17 protein-coding genes are annotated in these 17,059 nt (G+C 39.4%); all 17 read left to right on the forward strand.

The window, feature by feature from the left end:
* Positions 1-31: 31 nt before the first annotated feature.
* The 17 genes from H0486_RS08360 (at position 32) to H0486_RS08440 (ending at position 16,946) form a co-directional block, all read left to right on the forward strand.
* Positions 32-793 (forward strand): CPBP family intramembrane glutamic endopeptidase, encoded by a 762-nt coding sequence (locus tag H0486_RS08360; protein ID WP_228352561.1) that lies wholly within the window; start codon positions 32-34, stop codon positions 791-793.
* 93 nt (positions 794-886) lie between these two features.
* Positions 887-1,693 (forward strand): amino acid ABC transporter substrate-binding protein, encoded by an 807-nt coding sequence (locus tag H0486_RS08365; RefSeq protein ID WP_228352562.1) that lies wholly within the window; start codon positions 887-889, stop codon positions 1,691-1,693.
* 101 nt (positions 1,694-1,794) lie between these two features.
* Positions 1,795-2,700: a carbohydrate kinase family protein gene (locus tag H0486_RS08370; RefSeq protein ID WP_228352563.1), complete on the forward strand. Its 906-nt coding sequence runs from the start codon at positions 1,795-1,797 to the stop codon at positions 2,698-2,700.
* Positions 2,701-2,780: 80 nt separating this feature from the next.
* Positions 2,781-3,440 (forward strand): amino acid ABC transporter permease, encoded by a 660-nt coding sequence (locus tag H0486_RS08375; protein ID WP_228352564.1) that lies wholly within the window; start codon positions 2,781-2,783, stop codon positions 3,438-3,440.
* A gap of 29 nt (positions 3,441-3,469) precedes the next feature.
* Positions 3,470-4,228: an amino acid ABC transporter ATP-binding protein gene (locus H0486_RS08380; protein WP_408647627.1), complete on the forward strand. Its 759-nt coding sequence runs from the start codon at positions 3,470-3,472 to the stop codon at positions 4,226-4,228.
* A gap of 118 nt (positions 4,229-4,346) precedes the next feature.
* Complete coding sequence (gene rfbD, locus H0486_RS08385; RefSeq protein WP_228352566.1) at positions 4,347-5,219, forward strand: dTDP-4-dehydrorhamnose reductase; 873 nt, start codon at positions 4,347-4,349, stop codon at positions 5,217-5,219.
* A 240-nt stretch (positions 5,220-5,459) separates the two neighbouring features.
* Complete coding sequence (gene rimP / locus H0486_RS08390; RefSeq protein ID WP_228352567.1) at positions 5,460-5,927, forward strand: ribosome maturation factor RimP; 468 nt, start codon at positions 5,460-5,462, stop codon at positions 5,925-5,927.
* A gap of 157 nt (positions 5,928-6,084) precedes the next feature.
* Positions 6,085-7,131 carry a transcription termination factor NusA gene (gene nusA, locus H0486_RS08395; protein WP_228352568.1) on the forward strand — a complete coding sequence of 349 codons (1,047 nt, stop codon included), beginning with the start codon at positions 6,085-6,087 and terminating at the stop codon, positions 7,129-7,131.
* A gap of 13 nt (positions 7,132-7,144) precedes the next feature.
* Entirely contained in the window at positions 7,145-7,432 is a 288-nt protein-coding gene (gene rnpM, locus H0486_RS08400) for an RNase P modulator RnpM (protein WP_228352569.1), read from the forward strand.
* Positions 7,404-7,742, forward strand: coding sequence for a L7Ae/L30e/S12e/Gadd45 family ribosomal protein (locus H0486_RS08405; RefSeq protein ID WP_228352570.1), 339 nt, complete (start codon positions 7,404-7,406; stop codon positions 7,740-7,742). The genes rnpM and H0486_RS08405 overlap by 29 nt, the downstream gene beginning before the upstream one ends.
* The gene (gene infB / locus H0486_RS08410; RefSeq protein ID WP_228352571.1) at positions 7,743-10,955 is read left to right on the forward strand and encodes a translation initiation factor IF-2; all 3,213 of its coding nucleotides are present in this window, start codon (positions 7,743-7,745) and stop codon (positions 10,953-10,955) included. It abuts the gene before it with no gap.
* Between the two features lie 136 nt (positions 10,956-11,091).
* Positions 11,092-11,520, forward strand: coding sequence for a 30S ribosome-binding factor RbfA (gene rbfA, locus H0486_RS08415; RefSeq protein WP_228352572.1), 429 nt, complete (start codon positions 11,092-11,094; stop codon positions 11,518-11,520).
* A 51-nt stretch (positions 11,521-11,571) separates the two neighbouring features.
* Entirely contained in the window at positions 11,572-12,558 is a 987-nt protein-coding gene (locus H0486_RS08420; protein ID WP_228352573.1) for a DHH family phosphoesterase, read from the forward strand.
* Positions 12,559-12,633: 75 nt separating this feature from the next.
* The gene (gene truB / locus H0486_RS08425; RefSeq protein ID WP_228352574.1) at positions 12,634-13,536 is read left to right on the forward strand and encodes a tRNA pseudouridine(55) synthase TruB; all 903 of its coding nucleotides are present in this window, start codon (positions 12,634-12,636) and stop codon (positions 13,534-13,536) included.
* 40 nt (positions 13,537-13,576) lie between these two features.
* A complete protein-coding gene (locus tag H0486_RS08430; RefSeq protein WP_228352575.1) occupies positions 13,577-14,503 on the forward strand; it encodes a bifunctional riboflavin kinase/FAD synthetase in 927 nt (308 codons plus the stop codon).
* 120 nt (positions 14,504-14,623) lie between these two features.
* Positions 14,624-15,346, forward strand: coding sequence for an ABC transporter ATP-binding protein (locus tag H0486_RS08435; RefSeq protein WP_228352576.1), 723 nt, complete (start codon positions 14,624-14,626; stop codon positions 15,344-15,346).
* Position 15,347: 1 nt separating this feature from the next.
* Positions 15,348-16,946, forward strand: coding sequence for a putative ABC exporter domain-containing protein (locus H0486_RS08440; RefSeq protein ID WP_228352577.1), 1,599 nt, complete (start codon positions 15,348-15,350; stop codon positions 16,944-16,946).
* Positions 16,947-17,059: the final 113 nt, after the last annotated feature.

Here is a 17,059-nt window from a genome sequence, read left to right on the forward strand (position 1 = left end):
TCAGCAGATATTAGGAAAGGAAATTGAATTCATGGAAGGTATAAAAAGAGCACCGATGCTTTCTTTTATCTTAAAGTTTATTATTTTTCTACTCATCTACTCAGCAATAAGTACCCTGACGGATGAAGCTGTGTATGTCAAGCGAATTGCACAGTTTTTCCTGTATGTGTTATTTGCCTTTATATTACACAGAGAAAAAGGAGTGGAGTTTCATTATAAATTCCATTTTCATATTCTGGACTTTATCATAGCATTTTTGCTATTATTTTCATCGATTATTTTTTATGAGGGAACCATCGAGAAACTGATTGATACTTATTTTAATTATGAGATATCCCTTCCGGAGAGCGAAGGTGTTATGGATGAGATGTTTCGTTATCCGATCCCTCTTTTTCTGCAAATCTGTGTCACTGCTCCGGTCTTTGAAGAGCTTTTGATGAGGGGTTATTTACTAAAGACAGTAAGCGTAAAATATTCTGTAGGTGTAGGAATTTTACTAAACAGCTTATTTTTCTCCTTCTTGCATTTTGATTTTGTAAATACCTTATTCTATTTTATGATTGGTATCCTGTTAAGCTACATTTATCTGAAAACAGGTTCCTTACTACATTGTATTCTACTGCATTTTTCCATTAATTTCACCGCTTTGCTGTCCTATTATTTAGAATTTGAAATGCCCGGTCAGAATATCAGTATTTCTATGCTGCTCCTTATGGGGGTAATTATCGTAATAACTATGTTTTATTTTATCCGAAAACCCCAACAAAAGATTGCTGTATTATCTGTAAAATAATAATCCACTCAATAATTCCTGTTGAAATTAGCACATCATTATGGTAATATGGTAAAGTGCTAAATGAAAAATGGTATTTATGAGGAGGATTTTATGAAGAAACTATTCAGTTTGATTATGGTTACTCTAATGATAATAAGTCTGACAGCTTGCCAGAAGAGTACCGGTAGTGACGAATCTCTTAAGTACATACAGGATAATGGGAAATTAATCCTGGGTCTGGATGATTCATTTCCGCCGATGGGCTTTCGTGATGATGCCGATAATATAGTAGGATTTGATGTTGATCTTGCGCAGGCGGTATGTGATAAACTGGGAGTAGAATTAGTACTTCAGCCGATTGAATGGGATGCTAAGGAGCAGGAATTAAATACGAAGAACATTGACTGTATCTGGAACGGTTTCTCTGTAACCCCGGATCGTCTTGAGAAGTTAACAATGTCGAAGCCATATATGTTAAATAACATAACTCTGGTAGTAACAAAGAATAGTGATATTACCAAGTTTGATGATATGGCAGGAAAGCGCCTCGCTGTACAGAGCGGTTCTTCTGCGGAAGAAACCTTAAATAGCGAAGAGAATAAAGACTTCAAGGATTCCTTGGGTCAGGTGAATCCGTTCAGCGATTATGTAACTGCTTTAATGGATCTTGAGACAGGGAACTCCGATGCGGTATTGATGGATTCGGTTGTAGCAAATTATATGATTACAGAAGCAGGAAAAGATTTTGTTGTATTAGATGAGACTTTATTAAAAGACGAATATGCCATCGGCTTCCGCAAAGGGGATACCGCTTTATGTGAAGCAGTGGAAAAAGCGTTAAAGGAACTTAAGGCTGACGGAACTGTGGAGAAGCTTGCAGTCAAATGGTTTGGTTCGGATATTACGACAATCGAATAATGAGATAGTAGGATAATGTTGATAAAAAGCTCCTAAATATGATAGAATATCTAGGAGCTTTTAGTATTATATGGATGTTACATTATATTGGAGGATGCAATATGCATGATATTTATTTATACGGATCTACTCTTGTAACCGATTCCTTTATTCTTGAGGGTGAATTCCCTCAGAAAAATCAATATGCAGAGTTCACGGAGCACCATTGTACGATCGGTGGAGAAACCGGAATATGCCTGGCAATACTATCGGAGTATGGAATTAGGGTAAAAGCCGATGGATATCATCTTGGTACATATACTGCACCGAAACTATTTGAGTATTTTAAGGGCAGAAGTGTAGATCTGAGTGCAATGACGGTCAGAGATGATTTTGAAGGCTTTCATGATTATGTGTTAATAGATCGAATTAATAATACCCGTAACTGCTTCGGACCATTTGGAACCTTACCAAGGATAATGGATCATCCATATAACATGCCCATAGAAAGTGACATCGCTGATGTGAAATGTGCAGCGATAGATCCGTTCTTACCGGATGCAGCAGAGGCTACAGCAAAATACGCTGTAAAGTATAAGGTTCCCTATATTACGATTGATTGTCGATACGATAGCTATCTAGCGGAAAATTGTGCTGTTGCTGCAATTTCAGAGGAGTTTTTGTCCAGTGAATTTCAGGGAGAGAATCCTGAACAGCTTATGAAGGAATATATGAAACGTGGGGACGGACTATATATATTCACCTTTGGCTCCCACGAGGTTATCTATGGCCGGAAAGGAAAGATATCACGCTACGAGCCATTCCATGTGAAAGCACTTTCAACATTGGGTGCTGGAGATACCTTTAAGTGTGGATGTATATATGCGTATTATAGTGGAATGAGCGATGAAGAAATAGTTGCTTTTGCATGTGCCATAGCGGGTGTTGCGTGTTCTGTGTATCCGTTGGCTGATAACCTGCCTACATTAAAGCAGATACAGGAATTACTGGATACCAGAAAGAAGTAGAGACGCAGAGCGATCAATCAAAAATAATATAAATAAGTAATGTAATAGTGCCGTACTAAGACGGCAGATGGAGGTTTCCTATGAGAATCGACAACGTACCGATGGACTTATTCCTACCGAATATGTTATCCGCCACCGTTACGGTACTAAAAATATTTTTCCTTACTATCTTATTCTCAATACCGTTAGGTTTTATCGTAGCCCTTGCAAGGAGAAGTAAATACAAATTCATCAGTGTACCGGTTCGTATTTATCAGTTGATATTCCGGGGTACGCCGTTAATGCTGCAATTGTTTTTCTTTATGTATGGTCCTTATTACATATTTGATTCCAGCCTTGACCGTTTTGTAGCTTGTATCCTTGCTTTTACAGTAAATTATGCGGCTTATTTCGGAGAGATTTTCCGCGGAGGAATTGCTTCAATTCCAAAGGGACAGTATGAAGCGGCAAAGGTACTTGGATACACTAAATTTCAGACCTTTATGAGGATTATTTTACCCCAGGTAATTAAGCAGGTCATTCCGGCAACTGGTAATGAATTAATGACCTTGGTAAAGGATACTTCTCTGGCACAGGTAATCTCGGTAGTAGAATTATTCCGTGTTGCTTCTGCAGCAGGCTCCAAATATTTCTCCACAGTACCGATTATTGTTGCTGCCGTATTCTATTTAGTTATGAACACCGTAGTTGAGATATCCTTTAAATTGATTGAAAAGAAATTCGATTACTATAAAAATTAGAGATAATGGACGAGGAGGCAGCTGATCATATTATGTTATTGAAGGCAGAAAAAATACGGAAAGAGTTTGATAATACAAGCGTGCTGAAGGACATTTCTCTTGAAGTGAATGAGGGGGAGGTGGTTGCAATTATTGGACCCTCCGGTTCAGGAAAGTCTACATTACTTAGATGCCTTACACAGCTGGAGAAGGTAGACAGTGGTAGAATTGAAGTGTGTGACAACGTGATGGTAGATACTTATTCGGGCTTCGGATATGCGGATAATAAGACGCTTCATAAAATTATACTGGAGGTAGGCCTGGTATTTCAGAACTTCAATCTATTTCCTCATTATTCCGTACTCCGTAATATTGTGGATGCGCAGGTTAAAGTCCTTGGTATCGATAAGAATACAGCCAAAGAGAAAGCGTTGTCTCTTTTGGAAAAGATGAATTTACGTGACCGTGCGAATGCTTATCCCTGTGAGTTGTCGGGTGGACAACAGCAAAGAATTGCCATAGCACGAGCACTAGCACTGAATCCTCGGATTCTATTCTTTGATGAACCAACCTCAGCTTTGGATCCGGAATTAACCGGTGAGATATTAAAGGTAATTCGTTCCTTGGCAGAGGAGCATATGACAATGGTAATTGTTACTCATGAAATGGCTTTTGCCAGGGATGTGGCAGACCGTGTAATCTTCATGGATGAGGGTGTAATCGTGGAGCAGGGTACTCCGGACGAGGTATTTGGTAATACAGTAAATGAAAGAACCAAGAGCTTCCTGCAAAGATTTAATCAAAATTAAGGATTATGTCCTGATTGTATTTATGTAAATATGTATTAGTATTAAGGTTAGAGAGAATAATCAATTACAGATAGGTAACTTTACGATCTAAATATAATGCTATCAAATGGAGAATAATATGCAAAAAATCATGATTACAGGAGCAGCCGGTCAGCTTGGATTGGCACTACATCGGCTGTTAAGAGATGACAAGCAATATAAGCTATTTCGTACGGATGCATTTGCCACTGAAGATGGAATGGTGAAGGCACTTGACATCACCAACGAAGCAGCAGTGAATGATTATATCAGTGAGAATAAGCCAGACATCATCATAAACTGTGCTGCCATGACGGCAGTTGATTTATGTGAAAGTGAAGAGGAGAAGGCATATCGAATAAATGCGCTCGGACCCAAATATCTAGCCATGGCGGCAGAGATAACCGGAGCTAAATTGGTGCATGTTTCAACAGATTATGTATTCGATGGTCTAGCTTCATCCCCATATATCGAAAGTGATGCTACCAATCCCATTAGTGTATACGGTACAACAAAGCTAGAGGGAGAAAAATTCGTTCAGGAATATTGTAAGAAATACTATATACTTCGAACTGCTTGGGTTTACGGTGAAGGAAAGAATTTTGTTAAAACAATGCTGCGTCTGGCAGAACAGAATTCGAAGGTAAGAGTGGTAGCAGATCAGTACGGAACACCTACCAGTGCTTTGGAGTTGGCAAGGGCTATTCTATTTATAATGAATACGGAAAGCTATGGTATATACCATGCTACCTGCGAGGGTAGTACGAACTGGTATGAATTTGCGGTTACGATATTTAAAGAAGCAGGTAAAAATGTAGAGGTTGAAGCAATTACATCAGAGCAGTATCCGACTCCTGCAAAAAGACCAATGTATTCTATTCTGGAAAACAGAGCATTTCACCAGCGTCACGGTTATTATATGAAAGAGTGGACAGATGCGTTCCGGGAATATATGAGAGAATTGAATTCATAATAGGAAGAAATCAAAATTAACGCTTGCAATATTTGGTTACTTTTGATATAATAACAAATGTGCTAAATGATAAGACTATGAAGGAGTGGACGAAAGTCCACTCTTATTATTTGTGCGAAGGCAAAGTGAAGTATTAACAAAGCGATGATTTATTAATACGAACGAGCCCGTGAATGCCGGAGAAACTCACGAAGCATGTTTCTTCCGGGGTGATGAAATATAAAGAAAGCAGGGATTTGAATGGCAAAGCATGAAGAATATGAACAAAAAACGGCAAAATTACTTGAGCCGATTTTGGAAGCAAATCATTTTGAACTGTATGATGTAGAGTATGTGAAAGAAGGTGGAAGCTGGTATCTGCGGGCATACATTGACAAAGAAAATGGTGTTACTGTGGATGATTGTGTACTGGTTAGCCGGGAATTAAGTGATTTGTTAGATCAACATGATTTCATTTCAGATTCCTATGTATTAGAAGTAAGCTCACCCGGTCTAGGAAGACAGTTGAAGAAAGATAAGCATTTTGAAAAAAGCATCGGGGAAGAAGTAGAAATCAAACTATACAAGGCTGTGAATAAGAAGAAGGAGTTTGCTGGAAAGCTTCTCTCTTTTGATCAGAAGTCAATCACCATTGAACTTGAGGATGGAACTACAATGGAGATCTTGAGGTCGGATATTGCGACGGCCAGATTAACCTTTGATTTTTAAGTTGTTATATTCAATAGAGTAATGCAAAATATTAATTTAAAGGAGGAAAATCCTCCTTGCCAAAGTAGCAAGAAAATATAGATTTATAAGGGAGGATACATCCTCCTATTCAAGGCAAATCATTATTTTAGTAAATTAAGGAGGATATGAAAACAAAATGGATGGGAACAGAGAACTTATTGAGGCTTTAAACCAGATTGAGAAGGAAAAGGACATTAGTAAGGAAATATTACTTGAAGCATTGGAAAACTCGCTGGTTGCAGCATGTAAGAATAATTTTGGCAGAGCTGATAATATAAAGGTGAATATTGATAGAGTGTCCGGTGAAGTTAACGTATTTGCAATGAAAGAGGTTGTAGAAGAGGTTACTGATCCGATTATGCAGATTAGCCTGGCTCAAGCTAAAATGAAGGACGTTAAGAAAGAAATCGGGGACTTAGTAGCGATTGAAGTTACTCCGAAGAATTTTGGTCGAATCGCTGCTCAGAAGGCAAAGCAGGTAGTTGTTCAGAAAATCCGTGAAGAAGAGAGAAAAGTTTTATATACTCAATATAGCGCAAAGGAAAAAGACATCGTTACCGGTATCGTACAGCGATATGTGGGAAATAATGTTAGCATTAATCTGGGTAAAGTGGATGCAATACTTACGGAAAATGAACAGGTAAGAGGAGAGGTATTCCGCCCTACTGATCGTATTAAGCTTTATGTATTGGAAGTAAAGGATACAACGAAGGGACCAAGGATCACAGTATCCAGAACACATCCGGAACTGGTTAAAAGGCTCTTTGAGGCAGAGGTTACAGAAATTCAGGATGGAACGGTTGAGATTAAGAGTATTTCCAGAGAAGCCGGTTCAAGAACCAAGATGGCAGTATGGAGTAATGATCCGGATGTTGATGCTGTAGGAGCATGTGTCGGTTTGAATGGTGCGAGAGTAAATGCAATTGTGCATGAGCTTCGTAATGAGAAAATTGACATTATTAATTGGAGTGAGGATCCGGCAACCTTAATTGAAAATGCATTGAGTCCGGCAAAGGTAGTATCCGTTACAGTGGATGAATACGAGAAGAGTGCCAGAGTGATTGTACCGGATTATCAGTTATCCCTTGCAATTGGTAAGGAGGGACAGAATGCACGACTAGCTGCAAAGCTGACCGGCTATAAAATCGATATTAAGAGTGAATCACAAACCATGGGTTATTAAGGATGGAGATTAGATGGCGAAGAAGTTACCGTTAAGAATGTGTACCGGCTGCGGAGAAATGAAAGCAAAAAAAGAGATGATCCGTGTGTTGAAAACTCCGGAGGATGAGATTGTCATAGATACTACTGGCAAAAAGAATGGCAGGGGAGCCTATGTATGCTGCAGTCTGGATTGTTTACAGAAAGCAATTAAGACGAGAGGATTGGAGCGTTCGTTGAAGGTAAGCATTCCAAAGGAATTAGTAGAGACATTGGAGAAGGAGATGATTTTGCTTGAGTCCGGAAAAAAAGAAGGTATATAATCTGTTAGGAATTGCAACAAAATCACGTAACTTAGTAAGTGGAGAATTCTCTACGGAGAAAGCCGTAAAAGAACGGAAAGCGGCCTTGGTTATCGTAGCGGAAGATGCTTCGGATAATACGAAAAAAATGTTTACCAACACCTGTACTTACTATAATGTACCAATTTACTTTTTTGGTGAAAAAAATGATTTGGGTCATGCAATTGGTAAAGAGTTTCGCGCTTCTTTGGCAGTGTTTGACAAGGGCTTGGCAGACGCAATTGAAAAGCAACTGAAAATGAGCAGTGATATAAACGGAGGTAGTAAGTAGATGGCAAAAATGAAGATATTTGAGTTAAAAAATGAAATAAATGAAATAATACCTAATAAAATTGAGAGTAAGGACATCCTGGACTATTTGGAGAGAAGTTTTGGGGTGAAGAAAACTCACAGTAGTAACCTGGAGGACAATGAGGTTCAGGTTGTTAAAAACCACTTTGTCCAGGCTAGTAAAGCTGCTCAGGCTGCTGCCCAAGCAAAGGTTCAAAAACCTGCAGCTCAGACTGCATCAAAATCACCAGAAAAGCAGGAAGTACATCAGAAAACGGTATCAACAGGTTCTAAAACTGTTGCTGGGCAGACAGAAAATACTGGAGCAAACGCACATAAACCCGCTGATAGTGTGGCAGGAGCAAATCAAAATATACATGCTGGACAAAAATCTACAACTGGGCAAAGTACAGTAAGACAGCCTATGCAAAGCAGTAATCAAAGACCTTCCGTAGAACAAGGTCATCAAGGTACACCAGCGCAGAGACCGGCAGGAGGACAGGGCACAATGAGACAAGGACAGCAAGGTATGGTTGGAAGCAGTAGACAAGGAGTAGAGCAAGGTCAGACGAATACTGCAGCTGGACAGAGACCGACAGGGCAGGGCTATCAGGGACAAAGACCTGCCAGTGGATATCAAGGAAACAGACCAAACAGTGGATATCAGGGACAAAGACCGCAGGGAGAAGGCTATCAGGGACAAAGACCAGGCGGTGGATACCAGGGAAACAGACCAAACAGTGGATATCAGGGACAGAGACCAAGTGGTGGATACCAGGGGAATAGACCACAGGGAGAAGGCTACCAGGGACAAAGACCAAGTGGTGGATACCAGGGGAATAGACCGCAGGGAGAAGGCTACCAGGGACAGAGACCAAGTGGTGGATACCAGGGGAATAGACCGCAGGGAGAAGGCTACCAGGGACAAAGATCAACTGGTGGTTATCAAGGAAATAGACCTCAATCTTCAGGTCAAGGCTATCAAGGAAATCGTCCATCTGGGCAGGGTGGCTCTTATGGAGCAAACCGTACTCAGAGCGGAGCACGCCCTTCAGCACAGGGAAGTCAACAGGGAAGAGGAGGTTTTGGTGGAAATAACTACTCAAGACCTGCTAATAGTCAAAAACCTTCCGGTGGATATGGATCCCGTGGTTTTGAGGATATGAATAAGGATGACGATGATAAACCAAGCTATGGCAACAGATCGGGCCAGGCTGGAAGAAAAGGCAGTTCTGGTCGTGGTGAGCGTAAGAACTTTGATCAACAGATTTTAGATCAAAAGGTTGCTGAGAAGAATGATAACAGCAATAAGAGAAACAGAGATCGCATCAACAAGGAAAAGAATTATAAGGATAAGAACCTGCTTGATCGGGATGAACTGGATGATGTAGAAATCAAAAAGCTTGCTCCGAAAAAGGGACAGTTTATTCAGCCTAAGCCGGTAGTGGTTGTAGAGGATGACATCAAAGTTATCACAATTCCGGAGGTTCTTACAATTAAAGAACTGGCTGATAAGATGAAAAAGCCGTCTGCAGCATTAATTAAGAAGCTGTTCCTGGAAGGCAAAATTGTAACCTTAAATCAGGAAATAACTTTTGAAGAAGCAGAAGAGATTGCACTGGAATATGATATTATAGCCGAAAAAGAAGTTAAGATAAATGAAGTAGAAGAGCTTTTGAAGGAAGAGGAAGAAGATCCTAATACTATGGAAAAGCGTCCTGCGGTAGTATGTGTTATGGGTCATGTTGACCATGGTAAAACTTCATTACTTGATGCAATCAGGGAGACGAATGTTACCTCCAGAGAAGCAGGTGGAATTACACAGCACATCGGTGCCTATGTGGTAGATGTTAACGGTGAGAAAATCACATTCCTGGATACTCCTGGACATGAGGCATTTACCTCAATGCGTCTACGTGGAGCAAAATCAACGGATATTGCAATCCTTGTTGTAGCAGCAGATGATGGTGTAATGCCGCAGACAGTTGAGGCAATCAGTCATGCGAAAGCAGCTGGAGTACAGATTATTGTAGCAATCAACAAAATCGATAAACCAAGTGCTAATATAGAACGTGTAAAGCAGGAATTAACGGAATATGAATTAATTGCTGAGGATTGGGGCGGTGATACCATATTTGTTCCGGTATCTGCTCATACCAAGGAAGGTATTGATCAATTGCTGGAAATGATCCTGTTAACCGCAGAAATGCTGGAACTGAAGGCTAATCCCAACCGAAATGCAAGAGGTATTGTTATTGAAGCAGAGCTCGATAAGGGAAGAGGTCCGGTTGCAACGATATTAGTTCAAAAAGGAACACTTCATGTGGGAGATAATGTTGCGGTAGGTTCTTCCTTTGGTAAGGTTCGTGCAATGATGGACCATACTGGTAGAAGAGTGAAGGAAGCTACGCCTTCTACACCAGTAGAAATACTAGGCTTAAATGAAGTACCGGATGCCGGTGAGATATTCCTTTCTACTGATAGTGAGAAAGAAGCAAGAACAATTGCTGAAGCATATTTGACACAAAGCAAAGAGAAATTAATTGCTGACACCAAAGCAAAATTGTCGTTGGATGGTTTATTCTCTCAGATTCAGGCAGGTAATATTAAGGACCTGAACTTAATTATTAAGGCTGATGTACAGGGATCTGTGGAAGCAATGAAGCAAAGTCTATTAAAGCTCAGCAACGATGAGGTAGCTGTTCGGGTAATCCATGGTGGTGTTGGTGCTATTAATGAATCCGACGTAATACTTGCAAGTACCTCCAATGCCATTGTTATAGGCTTTAATGTAAAACCGGATAACGCAGCGAAGGAAAGAGCAGACCGTGAGAATGTGGATATTAAGCTATATCGAGTTATTTATAATGCGATAAGTGATGTTGAAGCAGCGATGAAAGGTATGTTGGATCCTGTATTCGAGGAACAAGTCATTGGCCACGCAGAGGTACGTATGACCTTCAAGGCTTCCGGTGTTGGTACAATTGCAGGCTCCTATGTTCTGGATGGTAAAATAGTAAGAGGCTGCAAGGCACGTATCTACAGAGAGAACGATATGATCTATGAAGGTAATTTAGCATCCTTAAAGAGATTCCAGGATGATGTTAAGGAAGTTGCTACCGGATACGAATGTGGACTTGTATTTGAGAAATTTAACGATGTTAAGGAAGGCGACAGAGTAGAGCTCTATATTATGGCAGAGGTTCCTAGATAGAGCGAAGCATCCTGAGAAGGCAATACAGGGAATTATCTAACCTGATATAATACTTGCGTGGTAAGGAATACGATGCGAATTCAATAGTCTGTTATTACCCGGGCATCATGCAGGACAGAAAGGTATAGGTGAATTTATGAGGAAAAACAGTATTAAGAATACCAGAATAAATGGCGAAGTTCAAAAAGAATTAAGTACGTTGATTAGTAGGGAGATTAAGGACCCAAGAATCAGTCCTATGACATCAGTAGTGGATGTTGAAGTATCTCCTGACCTAAAGACAGCCAAGGTATATATCAGTGTATTGGGTGATTCAGAAGCAAAGGAATCCACCCTGAAAGGGTTAAAAAGCGCCGCTTCCTTTATAAGAGGACAGTTAGCGAAATCGTTAAATTTACGAAACACCCCTGAACTCACCTTTATCATTGATAATTCCATTGAATATGGTGTAAACATGTCAAAATTAATCGATGAAATCAGCAAGAAATCATCGGATACATCAGAGAACTTAGTGGATGAGAAAGAGGATGAAGAGGAACTCTCTGACTTTGATGATAATGAGTAAGTAATCAAAAATGACAGTAAGATAAGCACACAAGAAAAGGAAGAATAGCCTATGAATAATATTAATGCAGAAGTAATCGGTGCTAAAAAGATTGCAATTGCAGGTCATATAAGACCGGATGGTGATTGCATTGGCTCTTGTACCGCTTTATATCTATATCTGAAGCAATACCAGGAGGAGCTTGGTATTGATCAAGTGGATGTATATTTAGAGCGCTTTGGTAATGAATTTCGTATTTTAGCCGGAGTCGATAACATCCTTCATTCCTATGACAATGAGGAATGCTATGATGTATTCATTTCTCTTGATTGTGGCAGCTTGGATCGATTGGGTAATGCATTGAAATATTATAATCAAGCTAAGAAAACAATAAATATAGACCACCACATCAGCAACCAATCCTTTGCTATGGTGAACCATGTGGTGGCAGATGCTTCCTCGACCTGTGAAGTACTATACTCCCTGATGGAGGAAGATCACATTACAAAAGAAATTGCAGAAGCTCTGTATGTCGGAATAATTCACGATACTGGCGTTTTCAAGCACTCCAACACATCAGAGAAAACCATGCAGATTGCCGGCAAGTTAATCAGTAAAGGGATCGCTTTTTCGAAATTGATAGACGAGTCCTTTTATTCTAAAACCTATGTGCAGAATCAGATTTTAGGACGTTGTTTGATGGAAAGTCTTCTGATTATGAACGGTAAGGTAGTGGTATCCTCAATCAGCCGGAAAATGCTTGACTTTTATGAGGCCACCCATAGTGACTTAGATGGAATTATTGATCAGCTTCGGATTATCAAAGGTGTCGAGGTAGCCATTTTTATTTCTGAAACGGATGTTCAGGATTATAAAGTGAGCATGAGATCAAATGGGGAGGTTAATGTTAGCAAAATAGCTGTGTATTTTGGTGGCGGAGGTCATATCAAAGCAGCAGGATGCAGCATGAAAGGTTCTCTTCATGATGTAATTAATAACCTGACCCCTCATATCGAGGCCCAGTTAAAGCAAATTAAGGAAAAGAAATCTCAGGCTTAAGCCTTGATTTAGTTGATAATAGCAAAGGTTATAGCATAAGCGCGAATAATTAAACTGAGTAAGGAGCGCATTCAATTGATAAATGGAATTATTAATGTATATAAAGAACAAGGATATACCTCTCATGATGTTGTAGCAAAAATGAGAGGTATATTAAAAATGAAAAAAATCGGTCATACGGGCACATTGGATCCAGAAGCACAGGGGGTATTACCTGTATGTATCGGGAAAGCAACAAAGCTTGTGGATTTGATTACGGATAAGGATAAAACCTATATGGCTGTTCTTAAGCTTGGTATTACAACCGATACTCAGGACATGACGGGACAGATATTAGCAACCTCGGAAGTAACAGTTGGCCTGGAACAGATTCAGGAAGTTATGAAGCATTATATTGGTGAATATCTGCAATTACCTCCTATGTATTCCGCAATTAAGGTGGGTGGTAAAAAGCTGTATGAATTGGCTAGACAGGGGAAGGAAATTGAGAGGGAACGACGTAAGGTGATTATCAAGGACATTAAAATTCTTGATTATTCGGAACAGGACCACGAAGTTACGGTATCTGTGGACTGTGGCAAAGGAACCTATATCAGAACCTTACTTCATGATATCGGAGCCGAATTGGGATGTGGCGGAGCTATGAAAAGCCTGCTTCGGACTGCAGTTGGCAATTTCCATATGGAACAGGCACTAACCCTTGCCCAGATAGAAGAGAAAGTAAAAGAAAATGTACTGGATGAGTATATAGTACCGATTGATCGTATGTTCGACACCTTTAATAAAGTAAAAGTAGACAAACTGTATCATAAGCTGATATATAATGGAAATCCATTTTCAAAAGCGCATTTAACAGAAAGGCCTGATGTCTATTCATCAGATATGGTAAGGGTATATGATGCGGATGATATTTTTATTGGAATATACCGGTACGATACGGCCGAGAAGCAATATAAGCCGGTTAAGCTTTTTCTCTAAAGAGTAAGTTGAATGTTGTACAGGTAGATTTGGAGGAAGCATGGAATATATTGAAGGAAAGACTGAGTTTGAATATAAAAATTGCGTAGTTACCCTTGGAAAGTTCGATGGGCTTCATAAGGGACATCAAAAGCTGATTAATCAAGTCATATCCTACAAACAACAGGGATACACAGCGGTTATGTTTAGCTTTATGCTTCATCCCGGTAACTTGTTTTCTGAGAAAGAATTTGAAGTCCTTTATACAGAAGAAGAAAAGCTGGCTAAACTAAAGAGATGTGGTATTGATGTATTGATTTCTTATCCGTTTACCAATGAGACCAGAATGATGGAGCCAGAGGACTTTATTAAAGAAATACTGGTTAAGAAGCTAGATACGAAGATTATTGTGGTTGGGAAGGACTTTCGTTTTGGTTACCAACGGAAAGGAAATGTCGAACTACTTCAGAAGTATGAAGAACTCTATGGATATCGCGTTATTGCTTGTGACAAAAGCACCTGGAGAAATGAAATTATCAGTAGTTCCGCTATTCGAAAGGCACTTAAGGAAGGCGATTTGGATTCCGTCAATGCAATGCTGGGACAGCCGTTTACGATTAGGGGTGAAGTGGTTCACGGAAGGAGATTGGGCCGAACCATGGGAGTACCCACGACAAACTTAATTCCTCCGTCTTCTAAGCTGCTTCCACCTAATGGAGTCTACGCATCAAGAGTTAGAATTGGTGAAGAATATCAAAATGGAGTAACCAATATAGGGTATAAACCAACGGTTGGAGAAGAGAAATTTATCGGGGTAGAGACCTTTATCTTTGACTATGATAATGATTTATATGGAGAAATCATTGAGGTTGAACTTCATAATTACATTCGACCGGAATTGAAATTTGGTACTCTTGAAGAACTGACTCAAAAAATGCAGGAAGATATTTTTACCGTGAAGCATTACTTTAAGAGCATAGAAAATTAATAAACGGTATCCTTCATATCTTAAAATATGATTAAAAAAGCTGGTAGCTGTATACAGTACCGGTTTTTTTATTGTATAATGGAATAAATTTATTGATGAAACAAAATCTGGAGGATAAATATGCTATCAGTAATTGACGTAACGAAAAAGTACGGTAAACTCATTGCCAATGATCATGTCAGCTTTGAGGTTCATCCAGGAGATATATCAATTCTGCTCGGCCCGAATGGTGCGGGGAAATCTACTATTATAAAATGTATCGCTGGATTATTAAAATTCAATGGAATGATACTGATTAATAAAAACGAGAATAAGTCGCTGCCGGCTAAAAGAGATTTGGGGTACATACCGGAGATGCCGGCTCTTTACGATATGTTAACAGTATGGGAACACATGGAGTTTATTGCAAGAGCTTATTCTCTCACGGACTGGAAGGATAGAGCTGAGATGCTGTTGGAACGACTTGAGCTGGACGATAAGAAGAAAAAGCTTGGAAGCGATTTATCAAAAGGAATGCAACAGAAGGTCAGTATTTGCTGCGGACTTCTACCGCAACCGAAGGTAATCTTGCTGGATGAGCCTCTGGTAGGCCTGGATCCTCATGCCATTAAGGAATTAAAGAACATGATTGTTGAGTATAAAAATGAAGGTGCTGCTATTTTAATCAGTACTCATATGCTTGATAGCGTAGCTGATTTCTGGGATAGCACGAATATTATGATGGATGGCCGTATTGCAGCTAAGAGAACTCGGAAAGAAATTGAAGGAAGCGGAGAAAATCTAGAGGATCTCTTCTTTAAAATCACTGAAAAAGAAAAAAGCACAGTGGGAGAGGAGAGATAGTATGAATGCTCTGGCATATTTATTGCTAACCCAATTGAAAAACAGAATACTATCTCTTAGAAAAAAACCTGGATTGCTGATCCTGTACCTGATAACAGCTGCATTTTTAATCCTATGTTTTGTTGTATTGTTGATCAGTGATTATAAACCAAGCCATCTAGGCTATGCAGATGAGCGTATTATATTTTCCATTATCGCAGGCATTGGATTATTGTTTCTATGGTCCTTTGTCTCAAATGGCTTATCCAATGGTTCCAGTCTGTTTTCCATGTCCGATGTGGGATTATTATTTGTAGCTCCCATATCAACGAAAAAAATACTGATGTATGGATTAATCAGCTCACTTGGTAAGGCTATGCTTGCTAATATCTTTGTAATTTTTCAGATGAGTAACCTTAGAAGTAACTTTGGATATGGCTTAAAGGAAGTATTCGCCTTATTTATCATATGTGCTGTAATGACACTGTTTTGCCAGCTGATGTCCATTGGAATATATATTATTTCCAATGGGAATCCGGCCAGAAAAAATATAATTAAAGGAATTATAATTGCATTATTCAGCAGCATTGCCATCATGGTGCTTATCATACAACGACAGGAGGGCCTGAGTTTAATTAAAGCTGTGTTAAGTCTTCCTGATACAAAATGGTTTGGATACATACCGGTTGCAGGCTGGTCCATGATGTTCTTTATCGGTATTGCACAAGGATCCGTTGTCACCATGCTCATACCATTAATCTTATATTTCATATCAGGAAGTATCATTATACTACTTCTAACCTCTGGAACAGCAGATTATTATGAAGATGTTTTGCTATCAACTGAGATAACATATCAGACGCAGAAGACAATTAAGGAAGAGGGCAAAACCATTCAAAACCGGAAGAAGAAAATAAAGGTTTCAGAAAAAGCAATGGGGCTAAACAAGGGAATGGGAGCCATGACCATAGCCTATAAGCATCTTCTGGAACTTAAGAGAACCAGTAAGCTAATGTTTATAGACAGCTTTACGCTATTTGCCGCATTCGGTGTAGGAGCAGCAGCTTACTATATGGTTAAGGTCACTCATTTAGCATCCTATATTATATTGGCAACAGCCATTTATCTTCAATTTTTTATGACGGTTATGGGTAAACTGAAATCAGAATTATTAAAACCATATATTTACTTGATTCCTGAGAAATCGGTAAAAAAATTATTCGCTGCTTCGTTTACTTCCATTGTAAAGCCATGCATTGATGGTATCATCATGTTTTCTGTTCTTGTGGTAATGGGAGGAACAGACCCTCTGACCGGCTTATTTTATGCGCTCGCTTATGCTTCATCCGGTGCGTTGTTTGTCGGATTTACCATACTCTATCAAAGAGTTTTAGGAGGTCAGCCTAATAATTATGTGAAAATGTTATTTGGTGTAGGCTTTTTCCTCATTATCATATCACCGGCAATTATATCCTCCATTGCAGTATCCTTCTTGCTGCCGGAAGCTTTGGACTTTTTATGTACACTTCCATATTCCATTTGTTGCATGGTGTTTACCGGTTTGATTTTCCTAACCTGTGGTGGCTTGCTCGATAAAGCAGAATATACCGGCAAGTCTTAAATTGAAAAGAATTGAGAAGGACTGATGCATATATACTAGTAGTGATTGTGACTTACCATAATGCACTGTCAGAAGAACATATTGCTGTGTTTTGTAAGAATTAGGTGAATATT

The organism is Variimorphobacter saccharofermentans, assembly GCF_014174405.1.
In the GTDB taxonomy this organism is placed as follows: domain Bacteria; phylum Bacillota; class Clostridia; order Lachnospirales; family Lachnospiraceae; genus Mobilitalea; species Mobilitalea saccharofermentans.

What these genes read in the sequence shown, in the direction of transcription:
- rnpM (WP_228352569.1), top strand. Translation starts at nt 7,145, where the DNA reads ATGGCGAAGAAGTTACCGTTAAGAATGTGTACCGGCTGCGGAGAAATG.
- infB (WP_228352571.1), top strand. Translation starts at nt 7,743, where the DNA reads ATGGCAAAAATGAAGATATTTGAGTTAAAAAATGAAATAAATGAAATA.
- H0486_RS08365 (WP_228352562.1), top strand. Translation starts at nt 887, where the DNA reads ATGAAGAAACTATTCAGTTTGATTATGGTTACTCTAATGATAATAAGT.
- rimP (WP_228352567.1), top strand. Translation starts at nt 5,460, where the DNA reads ATGGCAAAGCATGAAGAATATGAACAAAAAACGGCAAAATTACTTGAG.
- H0486_RS08435 (WP_228352576.1), top strand. Translation starts at nt 14,624, where the DNA reads ATGCTATCAGTAATTGACGTAACGAAAAAGTACGGTAAACTCATTGCC.
- H0486_RS08420 (WP_228352573.1), top strand. Translation starts at nt 11,572, where the DNA reads ATGAATAATATTAATGCAGAAGTAATCGGTGCTAAAAAGATTGCAATT.
- rfbD (WP_228352566.1), top strand. Translation starts at nt 4,347, where the DNA reads ATGCAAAAAATCATGATTACAGGAGCAGCCGGTCAGCTTGGATTGGCA.
- rbfA (WP_228352572.1), top strand. Translation starts at nt 11,092, where the DNA reads ATGAGGAAAAACAGTATTAAGAATACCAGAATAAATGGCGAAGTTCAA.
- H0486_RS08360 (WP_228352561.1), top strand. Translation starts at nt 32, where the DNA reads ATGGAAGGTATAAAAAGAGCACCGATGCTTTCTTTTATCTTAAAGTTT.
- nusA (WP_228352568.1), top strand. Translation starts at nt 6,085, where the DNA reads ATGGATGGGAACAGAGAACTTATTGAGGCTTTAAACCAGATTGAGAAG.
- H0486_RS08430 (WP_228352575.1), top strand. Translation starts at nt 13,577, where the DNA reads ATGGAATATATTGAAGGAAAGACTGAGTTTGAATATAAAAATTGCGTA.
- H0486_RS08440 (WP_228352577.1), top strand. Translation starts at nt 15,348, where the DNA reads ATGAATGCTCTGGCATATTTATTGCTAACCCAATTGAAAAACAGAATA.
- H0486_RS08370 (WP_228352563.1), top strand. Translation starts at nt 1,795, where the DNA reads ATGCATGATATTTATTTATACGGATCTACTCTTGTAACCGATTCCTTT.
- H0486_RS08375 (WP_228352564.1), top strand. Translation starts at nt 2,781, where the DNA reads ATGAGAATCGACAACGTACCGATGGACTTATTCCTACCGAATATGTTA.